This window comes from Streptomyces sp. NPDC002776, from assembly GCF_053592195.1.
Window position 1 is genome coordinate 363,623 of sequence record NZ_JBSFVG010000004.1, and the last position, 16,257, is coordinate 379,879.

The 16,257-nt window shown below is 71.0% G+C and carries 13 protein-coding genes; all 13 read left to right on the forward strand.

Features of this window, described 5'->3' with window-relative positions; all coding sequences use genetic code 11:
- Window positions 1-149 precede the first annotated feature (149 nt).
- The 13 genes from nrtL to ACWD11_RS11640 all read left to right on the forward strand — a co-directional run bounded on the left by nrtL (window position 150) and on the right by ACWD11_RS11640 (window position 16,200).
- On the forward strand, window positions 150-1,655 hold the full coding sequence (nrtL, locus tag ACWD11_RS11580; protein ID WP_451282669.1) for an ArgS-related anticodon-binding protein NrtL: 1,506 nt from the start codon (window positions 150-152) through the stop codon (window positions 1,653-1,655).
- Window positions 1,656-1,671: 16 nt separating this feature from the next.
- Window positions 1,672-3,063, forward strand: coding sequence for a diaminopimelate decarboxylase (gene lysA, locus ACWD11_RS11585; RefSeq protein ID WP_389414944.1), 1,392 nt, complete (start codon window positions 1,672-1,674; stop codon window positions 3,061-3,063).
- Between the two features lie 159 nt (window positions 3,064-3,222).
- Window positions 3,223-4,515, forward strand: a complete 1,293-nt coding sequence (locus ACWD11_RS11590) for a homoserine dehydrogenase (RefSeq protein WP_389414943.1) — start codon at window positions 3,223-3,225, stop codon at window positions 4,513-4,515.
- Window positions 4,516-4,521: 6 nt separating this feature from the next.
- Window positions 4,522-5,580 carry a threonine synthase gene (thrC, locus tag ACWD11_RS11595; RefSeq protein WP_389414942.1) on the forward strand — a complete coding sequence of 353 codons (1,059 nt, stop codon included), beginning with the start codon at window positions 4,522-4,524 and terminating at the stop codon, window positions 5,578-5,580.
- Window positions 5,581-5,805: 225 nt separating this feature from the next.
- On the forward strand, window positions 5,806-6,735 hold the full coding sequence (thrB, locus tag ACWD11_RS11600; RefSeq protein ID WP_389414941.1) for a homoserine kinase: 930 nt from the start codon (window positions 5,806-5,808) through the stop codon (window positions 6,733-6,735).
- Between the two features lie 390 nt (window positions 6,736-7,125).
- A complete protein-coding gene (rho, locus tag ACWD11_RS11605; RefSeq protein WP_451282672.1) occupies window positions 7,126-9,150 on the forward strand; it encodes a transcription termination factor Rho in 2,025 nt (674 codons plus the stop codon).
- Window positions 9,151-9,278: 128 nt separating this feature from the next.
- Window positions 9,279-11,042 (forward strand): trypsin-like serine protease, encoded by a 1,764-nt coding sequence (locus ACWD11_RS11610; RefSeq protein WP_451282754.1) that lies wholly within the window; start codon window positions 9,279-9,281, stop codon window positions 11,040-11,042.
- A 207-nt stretch (window positions 11,043-11,249) separates the two neighbouring features.
- Window positions 11,250-12,389, forward strand: a complete 1,140-nt coding sequence (locus tag ACWD11_RS11615) for an LCP family protein (protein ID WP_451282674.1) — start codon at window positions 11,250-11,252, stop codon at window positions 12,387-12,389.
- 170 nt (window positions 12,390-12,559) lie between these two features.
- Window positions 12,560-12,781 (forward strand): 50S ribosomal protein L31, encoded by a 222-nt coding sequence (rpmE, locus tag ACWD11_RS11620; protein ID WP_016438250.1) that lies wholly within the window; start codon window positions 12,560-12,562, stop codon window positions 12,779-12,781.
- A gap of 103 nt (window positions 12,782-12,884) precedes the next feature.
- Window positions 12,885-13,961 (forward strand): peptide chain release factor 1, encoded by a 1,077-nt coding sequence (gene prfA / locus ACWD11_RS11625; RefSeq protein WP_389414938.1) that lies wholly within the window; start codon window positions 12,885-12,887, stop codon window positions 13,959-13,961.
- 31 nt (window positions 13,962-13,992) lie between these two features.
- The gene (prmC, locus tag ACWD11_RS11630) at window positions 13,993-14,838 is read left to right on the forward strand and encodes a peptide chain release factor N(5)-glutamine methyltransferase (RefSeq protein WP_328873844.1); all 846 of its coding nucleotides are present in this window, start codon (window positions 13,993-13,995) and stop codon (window positions 14,836-14,838) included.
- 49 nt (window positions 14,839-14,887) lie between these two features.
- Window positions 14,888-15,535, forward strand: coding sequence for an L-threonylcarbamoyladenylate synthase (locus tag ACWD11_RS11635; protein ID WP_383312239.1), 648 nt, complete (start codon window positions 14,888-14,890; stop codon window positions 15,533-15,535).
- Window positions 15,532-16,200 carry an arsenate reductase/protein-tyrosine-phosphatase family protein gene (locus ACWD11_RS11640; protein WP_389414937.1) on the forward strand — a complete coding sequence of 223 codons (669 nt, stop codon included), beginning with the start codon at window positions 15,532-15,534 and terminating at the stop codon, window positions 16,198-16,200. Before ACWD11_RS11635 ends, ACWD11_RS11640 begins: the two co-directional genes overlap by 4 nt.
- Window positions 16,201-16,257: the final 57 nt, after the last annotated feature.

Genomic DNA, 16,257 nt, shown 5'->3' on the forward strand with positions numbered 1-16,257 from the left:
CATCGGCGGGGGTGCTCGGTCGGCGGGGGTCGGTCGGTGTGATCGTGAGCGGTCCACCTGCCCGGCGCGTCCCATCCGGCCGTCCACATCCCGGACCATCGCCCAAACCCGCTCGCTTACCCACCCCCCTTCTCCCCTACGCTTGTCCCGTGACCCCCGTCGAGCTCTCCCGTACCGTGCTGCGCGCGGTGCGTCGTGCTGTCGACGAGGGGGAACTGCGCGTGGCCGTGCCGGAACGGGCCGTGGTGACCGTGCCCGGGCCCGGCGGGTGCGGGGACTACGCCACCAACATCGCGCTGCAGCTCGCTCGCCCGGCGGGGCAGACGCCGCAGCGCGTCGCCGAGATCCTGCGCCCGCATCTCGCCGGGGCGGACGGCGTCGACGACGTCGTCGTCACCGGACCCGGGTTCATCAACTTCCGTCTGCGGGACGCGGCCCCCATCGCTCTCGTCGAGGACATCCTGCGGCGCGGATCGCGGTACGGCTTCGCCGACGGGCCCAGTGGGCAGGTCGTGCAGCTCCACTGCCCTCACGAGGTGCGTGCCGTCGTCGTCATGGACGCCGTCGCGCGGATCCTGCGGTCGCAGGGCGCCCTCGTCCGTACCAGCTGCGAGGCCCGCCCCGAGCAGGCGTGGCAGGACGTGCTCGGTGTCGACGTCGACGCGTACGGCCGACCCGCCGCCCCCGCGCCACTCGACGTCAACGTCCGTCCGGTCCCCGCCCCCGGCGACCCCGTCCCCCTCGGCGCCGACGCCGCCCGCTGGGCCCTGCTGTACCCCGCCGCGCACGACCGGCCCCGCATCACCGACGAACACCTCGTCCAGCGCGAGTCCAACCCCCTCTTCCGCGTCCGCTACGCCCACGCCCGCATCCGCGCGACCGCCCGCAACGCCGCGGCCCTCGGCTTCACAGCACAACCGGACCCCACGCCCACCCCCACGACGCCCCCCGCGGCCCTCGGCATCTTCGCGGAACCGGGACCCGCGCCCACTCCAACGGCCGCCACCGCTCCCGCCTCGCCCCCCGCGGCCCTCGGCGTCTCCGCAGAACCGGGACCCGCCCCCACCTCGACGACGCCCCCGGCCCCGGCCTCGCACACCGCCGACCTCGGCGTCTCCGCGGAGGCAGATCCCGCCCGCGCCCCTCACCCCGCAGGCCCCGCCCTCGCCCCAGAAGCAGCGCCTACCCAGGCCCTCGGCCGCACCGCGGCCCCCGCCCGAGCCCCGCACGCGGCCCTCGCTCCCGCCTCGTACGCCGCCGCCCCGGCCATCACCGAGGAACCGGGCCCCACCCCCTCCTCGACGGCGGCCCCCGCCCCCACCCCGCAGCCCACCCTCCTCGCCGCACCCCCCGAAGTCACGGCCCTCACCACCCCCCTCACCGCACTCCCCGAAGCCACCCCCCTCATCACCCCCCTCGCCGACCACCCCCGCATCCTCGCCGCCGCCGCCACCCACCACGCCCCCGATCGTCTCGCGCGGCACCTCGTCACCGTCGCCGATGCCGTTCTCGTTCTTCTGCCTGCCGTGCTGCCGCGCGGTGCGGAGAAACCCTCGGTCGCCCACCGTTCCCGGCTCGCTCTTGCCGAAGCCGCCGGGGCGGTGCTGGCCGGCGGCCTGTCCCTGCTCGGCATCGACGCACCCGAACACCTCTGAGGAAGCCACAAGAGTCATGAGCCGTTCCGCACACCCCGCCGGGCCCCGCCACGCCGATGTCCTGCCCGAGGGCCACTACTCCGCCCCGCCGGCCGATCTGAACGCCCTCGACCCCAAGGTGTGGGCCCAGACCGTCACCCGCGACCAGGACGGCGTCCTCACCGTCGGCGGAATCGATGTGCAGACCCTCGCCGAAGAACACGGCACCCCCGCCTACGTCGTCGACGAGACCGACTTCCGTGCCCGCGCCCGCGCCTGGCGCACCGCGTTCGGCACCGACGCCGACGTCTTCTACGCCGGCAAGGCCTTCCTCTCCCGCGCCATCGTCCGGTGGCTGCACGAGGAGGGGCTCAACCTGGACGTGTGCTCCGGGGGCGAACTCGCCACCGCCCTCTCCGCCGGGATGCCCGCCGACCGCATCGCCTTCCACGGGAACAACAAGTCGGTCGCGGAGATCACCCGGGCCATCGAGAGCGGCGTGGGACGGATCGTCCTCGACTCCTTCCAGGAGATCGTCCGCGTCGCCCACATCGCGCAGGGGCTCGGCAAGCGGCAGCGCGTGCAGATCCGTATCACCGTCGGCGTCGAGGCCCACACGCACGAGTTCATCGCCACCGCCCACGAGGACCAGAAGTTCGGTATCCCGCTGGCCGGGGGACAGGCCGCGGAGGCGGTCCGGCGCGCCCTGCAGCTGGACGGGCTCGAACTGATCGGGATCCACTCCCACATCGGCTCGCAGATCTTCGACATGTCCGGGTTCGAGGTCGCCGCGCACCGGGTCGTGGGGCTGCTCAAGGACATCCGGGACGAGCACGGCATCGAGCTGCCCGAGATCGACCTCGGGGGCGGGCTCGGCATCGCCTACACCAGCGACGACGACCCCCGCGAGCCGCACGAGATCGCCAAGGCGCTCACCGAGATCGTCACCCGTGAGTGCGAGTCCGCCAAGCTGCGCACGCCGCGCATCTCCGTCGAGCCGGGGCGGGCCATCGTCGGGCCCACCGCCTTCACCCTGTACGAGGTGGGCACCATCAAGCCGCTCGACGGGCTGCGCACCTACGTCTCCGTCGACGGCGGCATGTCCGACAACATCCGCACCGCGCTCTACGACGCCGAGTACAGCGTCTCGCTGGTCTCCCGTACGTCCGACGCGGCGCCGATGCTCGCCCGGGTGGTCGGCAAGCACTGCGAGAGTGGGGACATCGTCGTGCGGGACGCGTTCCTGCCCGCCGACCTGGCACCCGGTGACCTGATCGCCGTACCGGCCACCGGCGCCTACTGCCGGTCCATGGCCAGCAACTACAACCACGTGCTGCGGCCGCCCGTCGTGGCCGTGCGGGACGGCGAGTCCCGGGTGATCGTCCGCCGGGAGACGGAGGAGGATCTCCTGCGTCTCGATGTCGGCTGATCGCCAGGCCGATCGCCTGAAGCAGCGGGGCGGAAGATCTTCCGGTCTCCACCCGTCAGGAAAATGAAATAGTCGTCTCACGATCCGGACCAGGGATAGAAACTCCGGTCCGGTGAGTGAGACTGGTGCAACCGTAGAAGGTAAAGGAAACGAGGTCGGATGATGCGTACGCGTCCGCTGAAGGTGGCGCTGCTGGGCTGTGGAGTGGTCGGCTCAGAGGTGGCGCGCATCATGACGACGCACGCCGACGACCTCGCCGCCCGGATCGGCGCCCCCGTGGAGCTCGCCGGAGTCGCCGTGCGACGCCCCGACAAGGTGCGTGAGGGCATCCCACGCGAACTCATCACCACCGACGCCACCGCGCTCGTCAAACGCGGCGACATCGACGTCGTGGTGGAGGTCATCGGCGGCATCGAGCCCGCCCGCTCCCTCATCACCACCGCCTTCGAGCACGGCGCCTCCGTCGTCTCCGCCAACAAGGCCCTCCTCGCCCAGGACGGCGCCGACCTGCACGCCGCGGCCGAGTCCCACGGCAAGGACCTCTACTACGAGGCCGCCGTCGCCGGCGCCATCCCGCTGATCCGGCCGCTGCGCGAGTCGCTGGCCGGTGACAAGGTCAACCGCGTCCTCGGCATCGTCAACGGCACGACGAACTTCATCCTCGACAAGATGGACTCGACCGGCGCCGGCTATCAGGAGGCCCTCGACGAGGCCACCGCCCTCGGGTACGCGGAAGCCGACCCCACCGCCGACGTCGAGGCCTTCGACGCCGCCGCCAAGGCCGCCATCCTCGCCGGAATCGCCTTCCACACGCGCGTGCGTCTCGACGACGTCTACCGCGAGGGCATGACCGAGGTGACCGCGGCCGACTTCGCCTCCGCCAGGGGGATGGGCTGCACCATCAAGCTGCTCGCCATCTGCGAGCGGGCCGGGGACGGCCGGTCCGTCACCGCGCGCGTGCATCCCGCGATGATTCCGCTGACCCACCCGCTCGCCTCGGTGCGCGGCGCGTACAACGCCGTCTTCGTCGAGTCCGACGCCTCCGGCCAGCTCATGTTCTACGGCCCCGGCGCGGGCGGCGCCCCGACCGCCTCCGCCGTGCTCGGCGACCTCGTCGCCGTCTGCCGCAACCGGCTCAGCGGCACCACCGGACCCGGCGAGTCCGCCTACGCCGACCTGACCGTCTCCGGCATGGGCGATGTCGTCACTCGGTACCACATCAGCCTTGACGTCGCCGACAAACCGGGCGTTCTCGCCCAGGTGGCGACCGTCTTCGCCGAGCACGGTGTCTCCATCGACACGGTTCGGCAGCAGGGTAAGGACGGTGAGGCGTCGCTCGTCGTCGTGACCCACCGTGCGTCCGACGCGGCCCTCGGCGGCACCGTCGAGGCGCTGCGCAAGCTCGACACCGTGCGTGGTGTCGCCAGCATCATGCGGGTTGAAGGAGAGTAACCAGCAATGACCCACCAGTGGCGCGGAATCATCGAGGAGTACCGGGACCGGCTGCCCGTCTCCGCCACCACGCCGGTCGTGACGCTCCGTGAGGGCGGCACGCCGCTCGTGCCCGCGCAGGTGCTCTCCGAGCGCACGGGCTGCGAGGTCCACCTGAAGGTGGAGGGCGCCAACCCGACGGGGTCCTTCAAGGACCGCGGCATGACCATGGCCATCACGCGGGCCAAGGAGGAGGGCGCCAAGGCGGTCATCTGCGCCTCCACCGGCAACACGTCGGCCTCCGCGGCCGCCTACGCGGTGCGCGCGGGTATGGTTTCGGCCGTTCTCGTGCCGCAGGGCAAGATCGCGCTCGGCAAGATGGGCCAGGCGCTGGTGCACGGCGCGAAGATCCTCCAGGTCGACGGGAACTTCGACGACTGCCTCACGCTGGCCCGCGCGCTCAGCGACAACTACCCCGTGGCGCTGGTCAATTCGGTCAACCCGGTACGTATCGAGGGCCAGAAGACGGCTGCCTTCGAGATCGTCGACATGCTCGGCGACGCCCCCGACATCCACGTCCTGCCGGTCGGCAACGCGGGCAACATCACCGCGTACTGGAAGGGTTACAGCGAGTACGCCGCCGACGGTGTCTCGAAGCGGACCCCGCGCATGTGGGGTTTCCAGGCGTCCGGTTCCGCGCCCATCGTGCGCGGCGAGGTCGTCAAGGACCCGTCGACGATCGCCACCGCGATCCGCATCGGCAACCCCGCCTCCTGGCAGTTCGCGCTCGCGGCCCGGGACGAGTCCGGTGGCTTCATCGACGAGGTGACGGACCGTGAGATCCTGCGCGCCTACCGCCTGTTGGCCGCCCAGGAGGGCGTCTTCGTGGAGCCGGCGTCCGCCGCGTCCGTCGCCGGTCTGCTCAAGGCCGCCGAGCAGGGCAAGGTCGACCCGGGCCAGCGGATCGTGTGCACCGTCACCGGCAACGGCCTGAAGGACCCCGACTGGGCGGTCGCGGGCGCCCCGCAGCCCGTCACCGTCCCGGTCGACGCGGCCACGGCGGCCGAGCGGCTGGGTCTGGCCTGATCAGCGCCGCACAGGGGGTGCACAGGGGGCTTACGACACGCATCGTGCGCCTCCTGTGCGCCCTATGTCGCCACTGAACCTTCCTTCGATAGGCTGTACCGAACCCGCCCGCCGCATATGCCCGAGCATCCGGCGGGGTGCCGCGCCGTCTCCACGGCCCGAGGGTCATCCCGTACGTATCGAATGTCTTCGACAATCACGCAGCTCAAGGAGAGTCATCGAGCGATGGCCGGTCCAGCCTTCCGCGCCGCCGCCGTCCGGGTGCGCGTCCCCGCCACCAGCGCCAACCTCGGCCCGGGCTTCGACGCCTTCGGCCTGTCGCTGGGGCTGTACGACGACGTGGTCGTCCGGGTGGCCGACTCCGGGCTGCACATCGACATCGCGGGTGAGGGCGGCGAAACGCTCCCGCGCGACGAGAAGCACCTGCTCGTACGGTCCCTGCGCACCGCCTTCGACCTGCTCGGCGGACAGCCGCGCGGCCTGGAGATCGTGTGCGCCAACCGCATCCCGCACGGCCGCGGCCTCGGCTCCTCCTCCGCCGCCATCTGCGCCGGCATCGTCGCCGCGCGTGCCGTGACCATAGGCGGTGAGTCCCGGCTCGACGACGCGGCCCTGCTGGAGCTCGCCACCGAGATCGAGGGCCACCCCGACAATGTCGCGGCCTGTCTGCTCGGCGGTTTCACGCTCTCCTGGATGGAGTCCGGCGCGGCCCGGGCGATCAGGATGGATCCCGCCGATTCCATCGTTCCGGTGGTTTTCGTGCCCGGGAAGCCGGTCCTCACCGAGACCGCGCGCGGCCTTCTCCCGCGCACCGTGCCGCATGTCGACGCCGCCGCCAACGCGGGCCGTGCCGCCCTGCTCGTCGAGGCCCTCACCCGGCGCCCCGAACTGCTGCTGCCCGCCACCGAGGACCGTCTGCACCAGGAGTACCGCGCCCCGGCCATGCCGGAGAGCGCCGCGCTGGTGGAGCGGTTGCGGGCCGACGGAGTCCCGGCGGTCATCTCGGGAGCGGGACCGACCGTGCTCGCGCTGGCCGACGGCGACAGCGCCGACAAGGTGGCTCATCTGGCGGGCGAAGGATGGGCCGCGAACCGGCTCGACCTCGACGCCCGGGGAGCGAGCGTGCTGCCGCTCGCGCCCTCCGGTGACTTTTGAAAGCGCACGGTTGCCGGATTTCGAGAGGGGGAATGTTTGTTGGATCCGGTAGTGTTAATCTCAAGTCTGCACCCGACCCCACCATGGCGAGGTGCTTTGTGTCCCCGTCCGGGACAGACATTCTTCCGGGAGCCTCCCAAGCCGCACTGTGTTCCGTACGACGTACGCGGGCGCTGAGCGACTCGCCGGGCACGCTCCGGAACCGGTGCGACCAAGCCACGTGACACGGACACTCAGTGCCACGGCTCTGGGAAGCGCCATCACCGATATTTCTTCCGCCGCTTTGGGCGGACCACCGCCCCGGCCGGTCCACGAAAAGGACCACAGCCGGACAGCACAACCGGTCGCCGAGCCAGACAGGCCGACGTCCGCTCCAGGGAAGGACCCTTCGTGAGCGACACCACCGATCTGATGGGCGCACGTGTCGAGGAGACCGCTGCCGCGCCCGCCACGGACGCCTCCGCGCCTGCCACCGGTGCCGGCTCCCGGCGGCGCCGCGGTACCGGCCTCGAGGGCATGGTGCTGGCCGAGCTGCAGCAGGTCGCATCCGGCCTCGGCATCAGGGGCACCGCGCGTATGCGCAAGAGCCAGCTGATCGAGGTCATCAAGGAAGCGCAGGCGGGAGGAGGTGCCGCGGCCCCCAAGGCCGACGCCACCGAGACCAAGCCCAAGCGCCGGGCCACCTCCAAGGCCCGTACCGGCGACGACGCGCCCGCCAAGAAGGCGGCGAAGGCCGAGGCGCCCGCCGAGCAGGCCGTGGCGCAGCAGCAGATCGAGATCCCCGGCCAGCCGGCCTCCGACGACGCCCCCGCGGAGCGCCGTCGCCGCCGTGCCACCGCCGAGGCCGGCGCCCCCGTGGCCGCCGCGCCCGAGACGGTCGCCGCCGAGGCCAAGAGCGAGCCGAAGGCCGAGAGCCCGGCGCAGCCGCAGGGCGACGCCGGTGACGGCGGCGAGGGCCGCCGCCGCGACCGCCGTGAGCGCGGCCGGGACCGCGACCGCGGTGACCGTGGCGACCGCGGTGACCGTGGTGGCGACCGCGGTGGTGACCGCGGTGACCGTCGCAAGGGTGACGACCAGCAGGGCGGCCAGCGCGGCCAGCAGCAGGGCCAGCAGCAGGGCGGCGGCCGTCAGGACCGCGACCGTGACCGCCAGCAGCAGGACGACGACGACTTCGAGGGCGGCCGTCGTGGCCGTCGCGGGCGTTACCGCGACCGCCGTGGCCGTCGTGGCCGCGACGAGATGGGCAGCGCCCAGGAGCCGCAGATCAACGAGGACGACGTCCTGATCCCCGTCGCGGGCATCCTCGACATCCTCGACAACTACGCCTTCATCCGCACCTCGGGCTACCTCCCGGGCCCCAACGACGTATACGTCTCCCTCGCCCAGGTCCGCAAGAACGGCCTGCGCAAGGGCGACCACGTCACCGGTGCCGTGCGCCAGCCGAAGGAAGGCGAGCGCCGCGAGAAGTTCAACGCGCTGGTCCGCCTCGACTCCGTCAACGGCATGGCGCCCGAACACGGCCGTGGCCGCCCGGAGTTCAACAAGCTCACCCCGCTGTACCCGCAGGACCGGCTCCGTCTGGAGACGGACCCGGGCATCCTCACCACCCGCATCATCGACCTCGTCGCGCCGATCGGTAAGGGCCAGCGCGGTCTGATCGTGGCCCCGCCGAAGACCGGCAAGACCATGATCATGCAGGCGATCGCCAACGCGATCACGCACAACAACCCCGAGTGCCACCTGATGGTCGTCCTCGTCGACGAGCGTCCCGAAGAGGTCACCGACATGCAGCGGTCGGTGAAGGGCGAGGTCATCTCCTCGACCTTCGACCGCCCGGCCGAGGACCACACCACGGTCGCCGAGCTGGCCATCGAGCGGGCCAAGCGTCTGGTGGAGCTGGGCCACGACGTCGTCGTGCTGCTCGACTCGATCACGCGTCTGGGCCGTGCGTACAACCTCGCCGCCCCCGCCTCCGGCCGCATCCTGTCCGGTGGTGTCGACTCGACCGCGCTGTACCCGCCGAAGCGCTTCTTCGGTGCGGCGCGCAACATCGAGGACGGTGGCTCGCTCACCATCCTGGCGACGGCTCTCGTCGACACCGGGTCCCGCATGGACGAGGTGATCTTCGAGGAGTTCAAGGGCACGGGCAACGCCGAGCTGAAGCTCGACCGCAAGCTCGCGGACAAGCGGATCTTCCCGGCGGTGGACGTCGACGCGTCCGGTACCCGTAAGGAAGAGATCCTGCTCGCCCCCGACGAGCTGGCCATCGTCTGGAAGCTGCGCCGGGTGCTGCACGCGCTCGACCAGCAGCAGGCGGTGGAGCTGCTGCTCGACAAGATGAAGCAGACGAAGTCGAACGCCGAGTTCCTGATGCAGATCCAGAAGACGACGCCGACGCCGGGCAACGGTGACTAGTCGCCGCTGAGTCGTAGCGAAGAGGGCCGCCCTTGGTTCAAGGGCGGCCCTCTTCGCTGTTTCCCTCCGGGGTACGATCGCGCTCTTCGAACTTGTGATCCCTAGGGGGGACATTCGTGGGTACACCCATGTCCGGGGGCGGGCGGCACAGACGCCGGCTGCGGATCGCCCTGCCCGTCGCGGCCGCCGGTGTCGCCGCGGCCGTCGCCGGCGCGCTGCTGACCTCGTCCGCCGGGGCCGCCTCCGCGCAGCCGAACCCGCCGGCCATGCCGAGCGCCGCCTCTCCCTCGCCCGCCGAGCTGGAGCAGCGCGTCCTGGGCGCCGCCGCCCACGAGGACACCGCCGGCGTCTCGTCGGCCAAGTCGTCGTACAGCGGCTCCGGCACGGTCGACGCGAAGATCATCGGTGGCACCACGACCACCATCACGAACGCGCCGTGGATGGCCCAGCTCTGGTACCAGGACGAGACGAACGGCGTCTACTTCTTCTGCGGCGGCACGGTCGTCTCGCCGACGAAGATCCTCACCGCCGCGCACTGCGTCCAGGGCTACAACTGGAAGGCGTACGGAGCCGTCGTCACCGGCGCCACCCAGCTCCCCGACGGCGACCTGAACGGCGGCACCGCCACCGCCGTCCACCGCCAGTGGAACCACCCCTCCTACAGCTCGCGGACGATCGACAACGACATCGCGGTGCTCACCCTGGCCCAGCCGGTCAAGGCCACCCCGATCCGGATGGCGACGTCCACCGAGACCGCCGCCTACGCGGCCGGCACCAGCGCCAAGGTCTACGGCTGGGGCCGCACCACCTCCACCGACCAGAACGTCTCCCAGACGCTGAAGACGGCCACCCTGCCGATCCAGTCCGACGCCACCTGCGCCGCCTTCTACGGCGCCGACTTCGTCAAGGGCCACATGGTCTGCGCGGGCAAGCCCGCCAGCGGCAGCGACAGCGGCACCACCACCGCCTGCAACGGCGACTCCGGCGGCCCGCTGATCGTCAACAACCGCATCGTCGGCGTCGTCTCCTGGGGCGTGCAGGACTGTGTCGCCAAGGGCGCCTACAGCGTCTTCGCCAAGGTGAGGACCTACGTCGGCGCGACCTACCCGCGCGTGGACGACACCAACCTGAGCGGGGACCACAAGGCCGACCTGTGGGTGCGCAACGCCTCCACCAAGACCGGCTACGAGAAGGACTCCCAGGGCACCTCCTTCGGCGCCCGTGAGTCCTGGGGCAACTGGGGCGCCTACAACGTCGTCCTCCAGAACGACCTGAACCGGGACGGCTACCAGGACCTGCTGGTCCGCCGCGGCTCCGACGGTGACGTCTTCTGGAAGCACTGGGTGCCCGTGAGCGGCTCCTGGGCCACCACGAAGGTCGCCGACAACTGGAAGACCCGCACCCGCATCGTCACCCCCGGCGATGTCACCGGCGACTACCTGCCCGACCTGCTGTCCGTGGACTCCGCCGGGAAGCTGTGGCTCTACCCGGGCAAGGGCAACGGCACCTTCGCGAGCCGCGTCCAGGTCGGCAGCGGCACCGGCTGGAGCCAGTACGACGTCCTGGTCGGCCACGGTGACTTCTCGGGCGACGGCCGGACCGACCTGATCGCGCGCACCCGCAGCAACGGCGCCGTGTACGTGTACCAGGGCACCGGATCGGCCTCGGCGCCGTTCTCGTCCCGGGTGAAGGTGCGCACCTGGAGCACCTCGACGTACAACAAGGTCGCCACCGTCGGCGACGTCACCGGCGACGGCCGGGCCGATCTGCTGGCCCGCACCCCCGGCGGCACGCTCTACCTGTACAAGGGCACCGGCAAGGCCACCAGCGAGATCTTCGCCACAAGGATCTCCGTGGGCACCGATTTCAAGCAGTACGACATCTTCGCCTGAAACCGCAGGTGACAGGCGTCCGCCCGGATGGCCGCCGTACGCACTGTGGCCACCTTTTCACAGGGTGGCCACAGTGTGTTGTGCAACCCTTTCCCGAGTTTCGCCGTCTGACCCGGCGGAGCGACGATGGTGCGGTACGGGTCTTCCGCAGACCACGCCTGACCCTGAAAGCAGGGGGTAGCCGACCGGACGAGAACCGAGGAGCACATGTCCGCCGAGAGCACGCCGGAGTCCGGCATAGCGGGTGACACCGCCGCGGACGGCCCGGGCCCCCGCGCCAAGGGCCACCGCCGCAAGCCCCGCGACAAGCGTCCCAAGAGCCTGCTGATCATGGCCTGGACCGCCGCGGGCATCGTCGTCCTGGGCGGCACCGGAGCCGGCTTCCTGTACTTCAAGCTCAACGGCAACATCAACAGCGTCGACATCGACCAGGTCCTCGGCACCGACCGCCCGGAGAAGGTGGACAACGGCTCCGAGAACATCCTGGTGCTCGGCTCCGACACCCGCTCAGGCAGCAACCAGGACCTGGGCGGCGGCGCCGACGACGGCAGCGCCCGCTCCGACACGGCGATGATCGTGCACGTGTACAAGGGCCACCAGAAGGCCAGCGTGGTCTCCATCCCGCGGGACACCCTCATCGACCGCCCCGAGTGCACCGACGCCGACGGCGGCACCCATGACGCCGCGAGCGGCGTGATGTTCAACTCGGCGTACACCACCGGCGGCGCGGCCTGCGCGGTCAAGACCGTCGAGTCGATCACGAACCTGCGCATGGACCACTACCTGGAGGTCGACTTCAGCGGCTTCCAGAAGCTGGTCGACGACCTCGGCGGCGTGGACATCACCACCACCGAGGACATCAAGGACCCCGACAGCCATCTGGACCTGAAGGCCGGCACCCACACGCTCACCGGCGAGCAGGCGCTCGGCCTGGTGCGCACCCGGCACGGCGTCGGCGACGGCTCGGACCTCGGCCGGATCCAGCTTCAGCAGGCCTTCATCAAGGCGCTGATCAACCAGGTCAAGGAGGTCGGCGTCTTCACCAACCCGAAGAAGCTGTACGACCTGGCCGACACCGCGACCAGCACCGTCACCACCGACTCCGACCTGGACTCGGTCAACAAGCTCATGTCCTTCGCAGGCGGCCTCAAGGGCATCAGCTCCTCGGACATGACGATGGTCACGATGCCCGTGCAGTACGACACGGCCGACGGCAACCGCGTCCTGGTGGACGAGAAGAAGGCGAAGCTGGTCTGGAAGGCCCTGAAGAAGGACCAGGCGATTCCCGAGGCGGCCACGGAAGGCACGGCCACCGGCCAGGCCAAGGACGTCGTGAGCGCCGGCTAGGGGCGCGGGGAACCGCGCGACCAGCCCTCACGGACCCGCGGGGAATACCCGACAGCCACCCCTCGTTTTGGGGGATGGCCCCAGTCCTGGCAGACTGGTACGTCGGCTCCGGTTCACGCCTCCGCATCCCGCGGCTGCGACCCGGCGCCCTCCCGAAACTAGGAGACACCTTGAAGCGCGACATCCACCCCGAGTACGTCGAGACGCAGGTCAGCTGCACCTGTGGCGCGTCGTTCACCACCCGCAGCACGATCTCCAGCGGCACCGTCCGTGCCGAGGTCTGCTCCGAGTGCCACCCGTTCTACACGGGCAAGCAGAAGATCCTCGACACCGGTGGCCGTGTGGCCCGCTTCGAGGCCCGCTTCGGCAAGGCTGCCGGCTCCAAGAAGTAGCGAGCCCCATTTCGCCGGTCCGCGGCCGCGCCCTCCACAGGCGTGCCGGGACCGGCGTTTTTGGTCGTCCGCCCTTCACCCACGTACGTACAGGAGCCCAGAGATGTTCGAGGCCGTCGAGGAACTCGTCGTCGAGCACGCCGACCTGGAGAAGAAGCTCTCCGACCCGTCGGTCCACTCCGACCAGGCCAACGCGCGCAAGCTGAACAAGCGCTACGCCGAGCTCACCCCGATCGTCGCCACGTACCGCTCCTGGAAGCAGACCGGCGACGACATGGAGACCGCGCGCGAACTGGGCGCCGACGACCCGGAGTTCGCCGCCGAGGTCAAGGAGCTGGACAAGCAGCGCGAGGAGCTGACGGAGAAGCTGCGGCTGCTGCTGGTCCCGCGCGACCCGAATGACGACAAGGACGTCATCCTGGAGATCAAGGCGGGCGCCGGCGGTGACGAGTCCGCGCTCTTCGCGGGCGACCTGCTGCGCATGTACCTGCGCTACGCCGAGCGCGTCGGCTGGAAGACCGAGATCATCGACGCCACCGAGTCCGAGCTCGGCGGCTACAAGGACGTCCAGGTCGCCGTGAAGACCAAGGGCGGCCAGGGCGCCACCGAGCCCGGCCAGGGCGTGTGGGCGCGGCTGAAGTACGAGGGCGGTGTGCACCGCGTGCAGCGCGTCCCGGCGACCGAGTCCCAGGGCCGTATCCACACCTCCGCGGCCGGTGTGCTGGTCACGCCCGAGGCGGAGGAGGTCGACGTCGAGATCAACCCCAACGACCTGCGGATCGACGTGTACCGCTCCTCCGGCCCCGGCGGGCAGTCCGTCAACACCACGGACTCCGCCGTGCGCATCACACACCTCCCCACCGGAGTGGTCGCATCCTGCCAGAACGAGAAGAGCCAGCTGCAGAACAAGGAGCAGGCACTGCGTATCCTGCGCTCCAGGCTGCTCGCCGCGGCGCAGGAGGAGGCGGAGAAGGAAGCCGCCGACGCCCGCCGCAGCCAGGTCCGCACCGTCGACCGCTCCGAGAAGATCCGTACGTACAACTTCCCGGAGAATCGCCTCTCGGACCACCGCGTCGGCTTCAAGGCGTACAACCTGGACCAGGTCCTGGACGGCGATCTCGACGCGGTGATCCAGGCCTGCGTCGACGCGGACTCGGCCGCCAAGCTCGCAGCCGCGTAAGGCACGGAGACCTGAGGACCGGAGGACGAGCGTGAACCTGCTGCTCGCGGAGGTGGCACAGGCCACCCAGCGGCTCGCCGACGCCGGCGTGCCCTCGCCGCGCAACGACGCGGAGGAGCTCGCCGCGTTCGTGCACGGCGTGAAGCGGGGCGAGCTGCACTCGGTGCGGGACGCCGACTTCGACGCCCGGTACTGGGAGGTCATCGCCCGCCGTGAGCAGCGCGAGCCGCTCCAGCACATCACCGGCCGCGCCTTCTTCCGCTACCTGGAACTCCAGGTCGGCCCCGGCGTCTTCGTGCCCCGCCCCGAGACCGAGTCGGTCGTCGGCTGGGCCATAGACGCCGTACGCGCCATGGACGTCGTGGAGCCGCTCATCGTCGACCTGTGCACCGGCTCGGGTGCCATCGCGCTCGCCCTCGCCCAGGAGGTCCCGCGCTCCCGGGTGCACGCCGTGGAGCTGTCCGAGGACGCCCTGCGGTGGACCCGCAAGAACATGGAGGGGTCCCGCGTCGACCTGCGTCAGGGCAACGCCCTCGACGCCTTCCCCGACCTGGACGGCCAGGTCGACCTGGTCATCTCCAATCCGCCGTACATCCCCCTCACGGAGTGGGAGTACGTGGCGCCCGAGGCACGCGACTACGATCCCGAACTCGCCCTGTTCTCGGGGGAGGACGGCCTCGAGCTCATCCGCGGCTTGGAGCGCACCGCGCACCGGCTGCTGCGCCCCGGGGGCGTCGTCGTCATCGAGCACGCCGACACCCAGGGCGGCCAGGTGCCGTGGATCTTCACCGAGGAGCGGGGCTGGGCCGACGCGGCCGATCACCCGGACCTCAACAACCGGCCGCGCTTCGCCACCGCCCGCAAGGCGCTGCCGTGAGCACCCCCATGACCCATCAGCAGTACGTGTACGAGGAGGCCCGCTAGACATGGCACGGCGATACGACACCAATGACGCGACCGACCGCACGACCGGTCTGCGTGAAGCCGCGTCCGCCGTCCGCCGTGGCGAGCTCGTGGTCCTCCCGACCGACACGGTGTACGGCATCGGCGCCGACGCGTTCTCCAAGGAGGCCGTGGGCGATCTGCTGGACGCCAAGGGCCGGGGCCGCAACATGCCCACCCCCGTTCTCATCGGCTCTCCGAACACCCTGCACGGCCTGGTCACCGACTTCTCCGAGCTGGCCTGGGAGCTGGTCGACGCGTTCTGGCCGGGCGCGCTCACCCTGGTCGCCAGGCACCAGCCGTCCCTCCAGTGGGACCTGGGCGACACCCGCGGCACCGTCGCCGTGCGGATGCCGCTGCACCCGGTGGCGATCGAGCTGCTGACCGACGTCGGCCCGATGGCGGTCTCCTCGGCGAACCTGACCGGGCACCCGGCGCCGGAGGACTGCGACGCGGCCCAGGGCATGCTCGGCGACTCCGTCTCCGTGTACCTCGACGGCGGGCCCACGCCCGGCAACATCCCGTCGTCGATCGTCGACGTCACCCGCGAGGTGCCGCTGCTGCTGCGCGAGGGCGCCCTCTCGCCGGACGAGCTGCGCAAGGTCGTACCCGACCTCGAGGTGGCGAATTGACAGCCCCTGACGCGGGGCGTGGCATAGGCAACGGGGAAGAGACCACCACCTTCGGGCTCCCGAGGGACAGCTTCCGCATCCTCCACGTCAGCACCGGCAACGTGTGCCGCTCGCCGATCACCGAGCGGCTGACCCGTCATGCCCTCGCGGACCGGCTCGGCGACCCGTTGTGGGGCGGGCTGATCGTGGAGAGCGCGGGCACCTGGGGCCATGAGGGCGCGCCCATGGAGGCCAACGCGGAGACCGTCCTCGCCGACTTCGGCGCCGACCCCTCCGGCTTCGTCGGGCGGGAGCTCCTCGACGACCATGTGATCCGCGCGGACCTGGTGCTGACCGCGACCCGCGACCACCGGGCCCAGGTCATCTCGATGGGCCACTCGGCGGGCCTGCGCACCTTCACCCTGAAGGAGTTCACCCGCCTGGTGCGGGCCATCGACCCGGCGACCCTGCCCCCGCTGGAGGACGGCGTCGTCGCCCGCGCCCGCGCCCTGGTCCGCGCCGCGGCCGCGCTCCGCGGGTGGCTGCTGGCCCCGACGGCGGAGGCCGACGAGGTCTTCGACCCGTACGGCGCCCCCCTGCCGTTCTTCCGCTCCATCGGGGACGAGATACACGAGGCCCTGGATCCGGTGGTCACCGCGCTGACCGGAGTGCCCGCGCGGACGTGAGCGAGCGGGCGGCGAACACCGGGCCTACATTGGTGCTACGTCACCGTCGACGCCCCG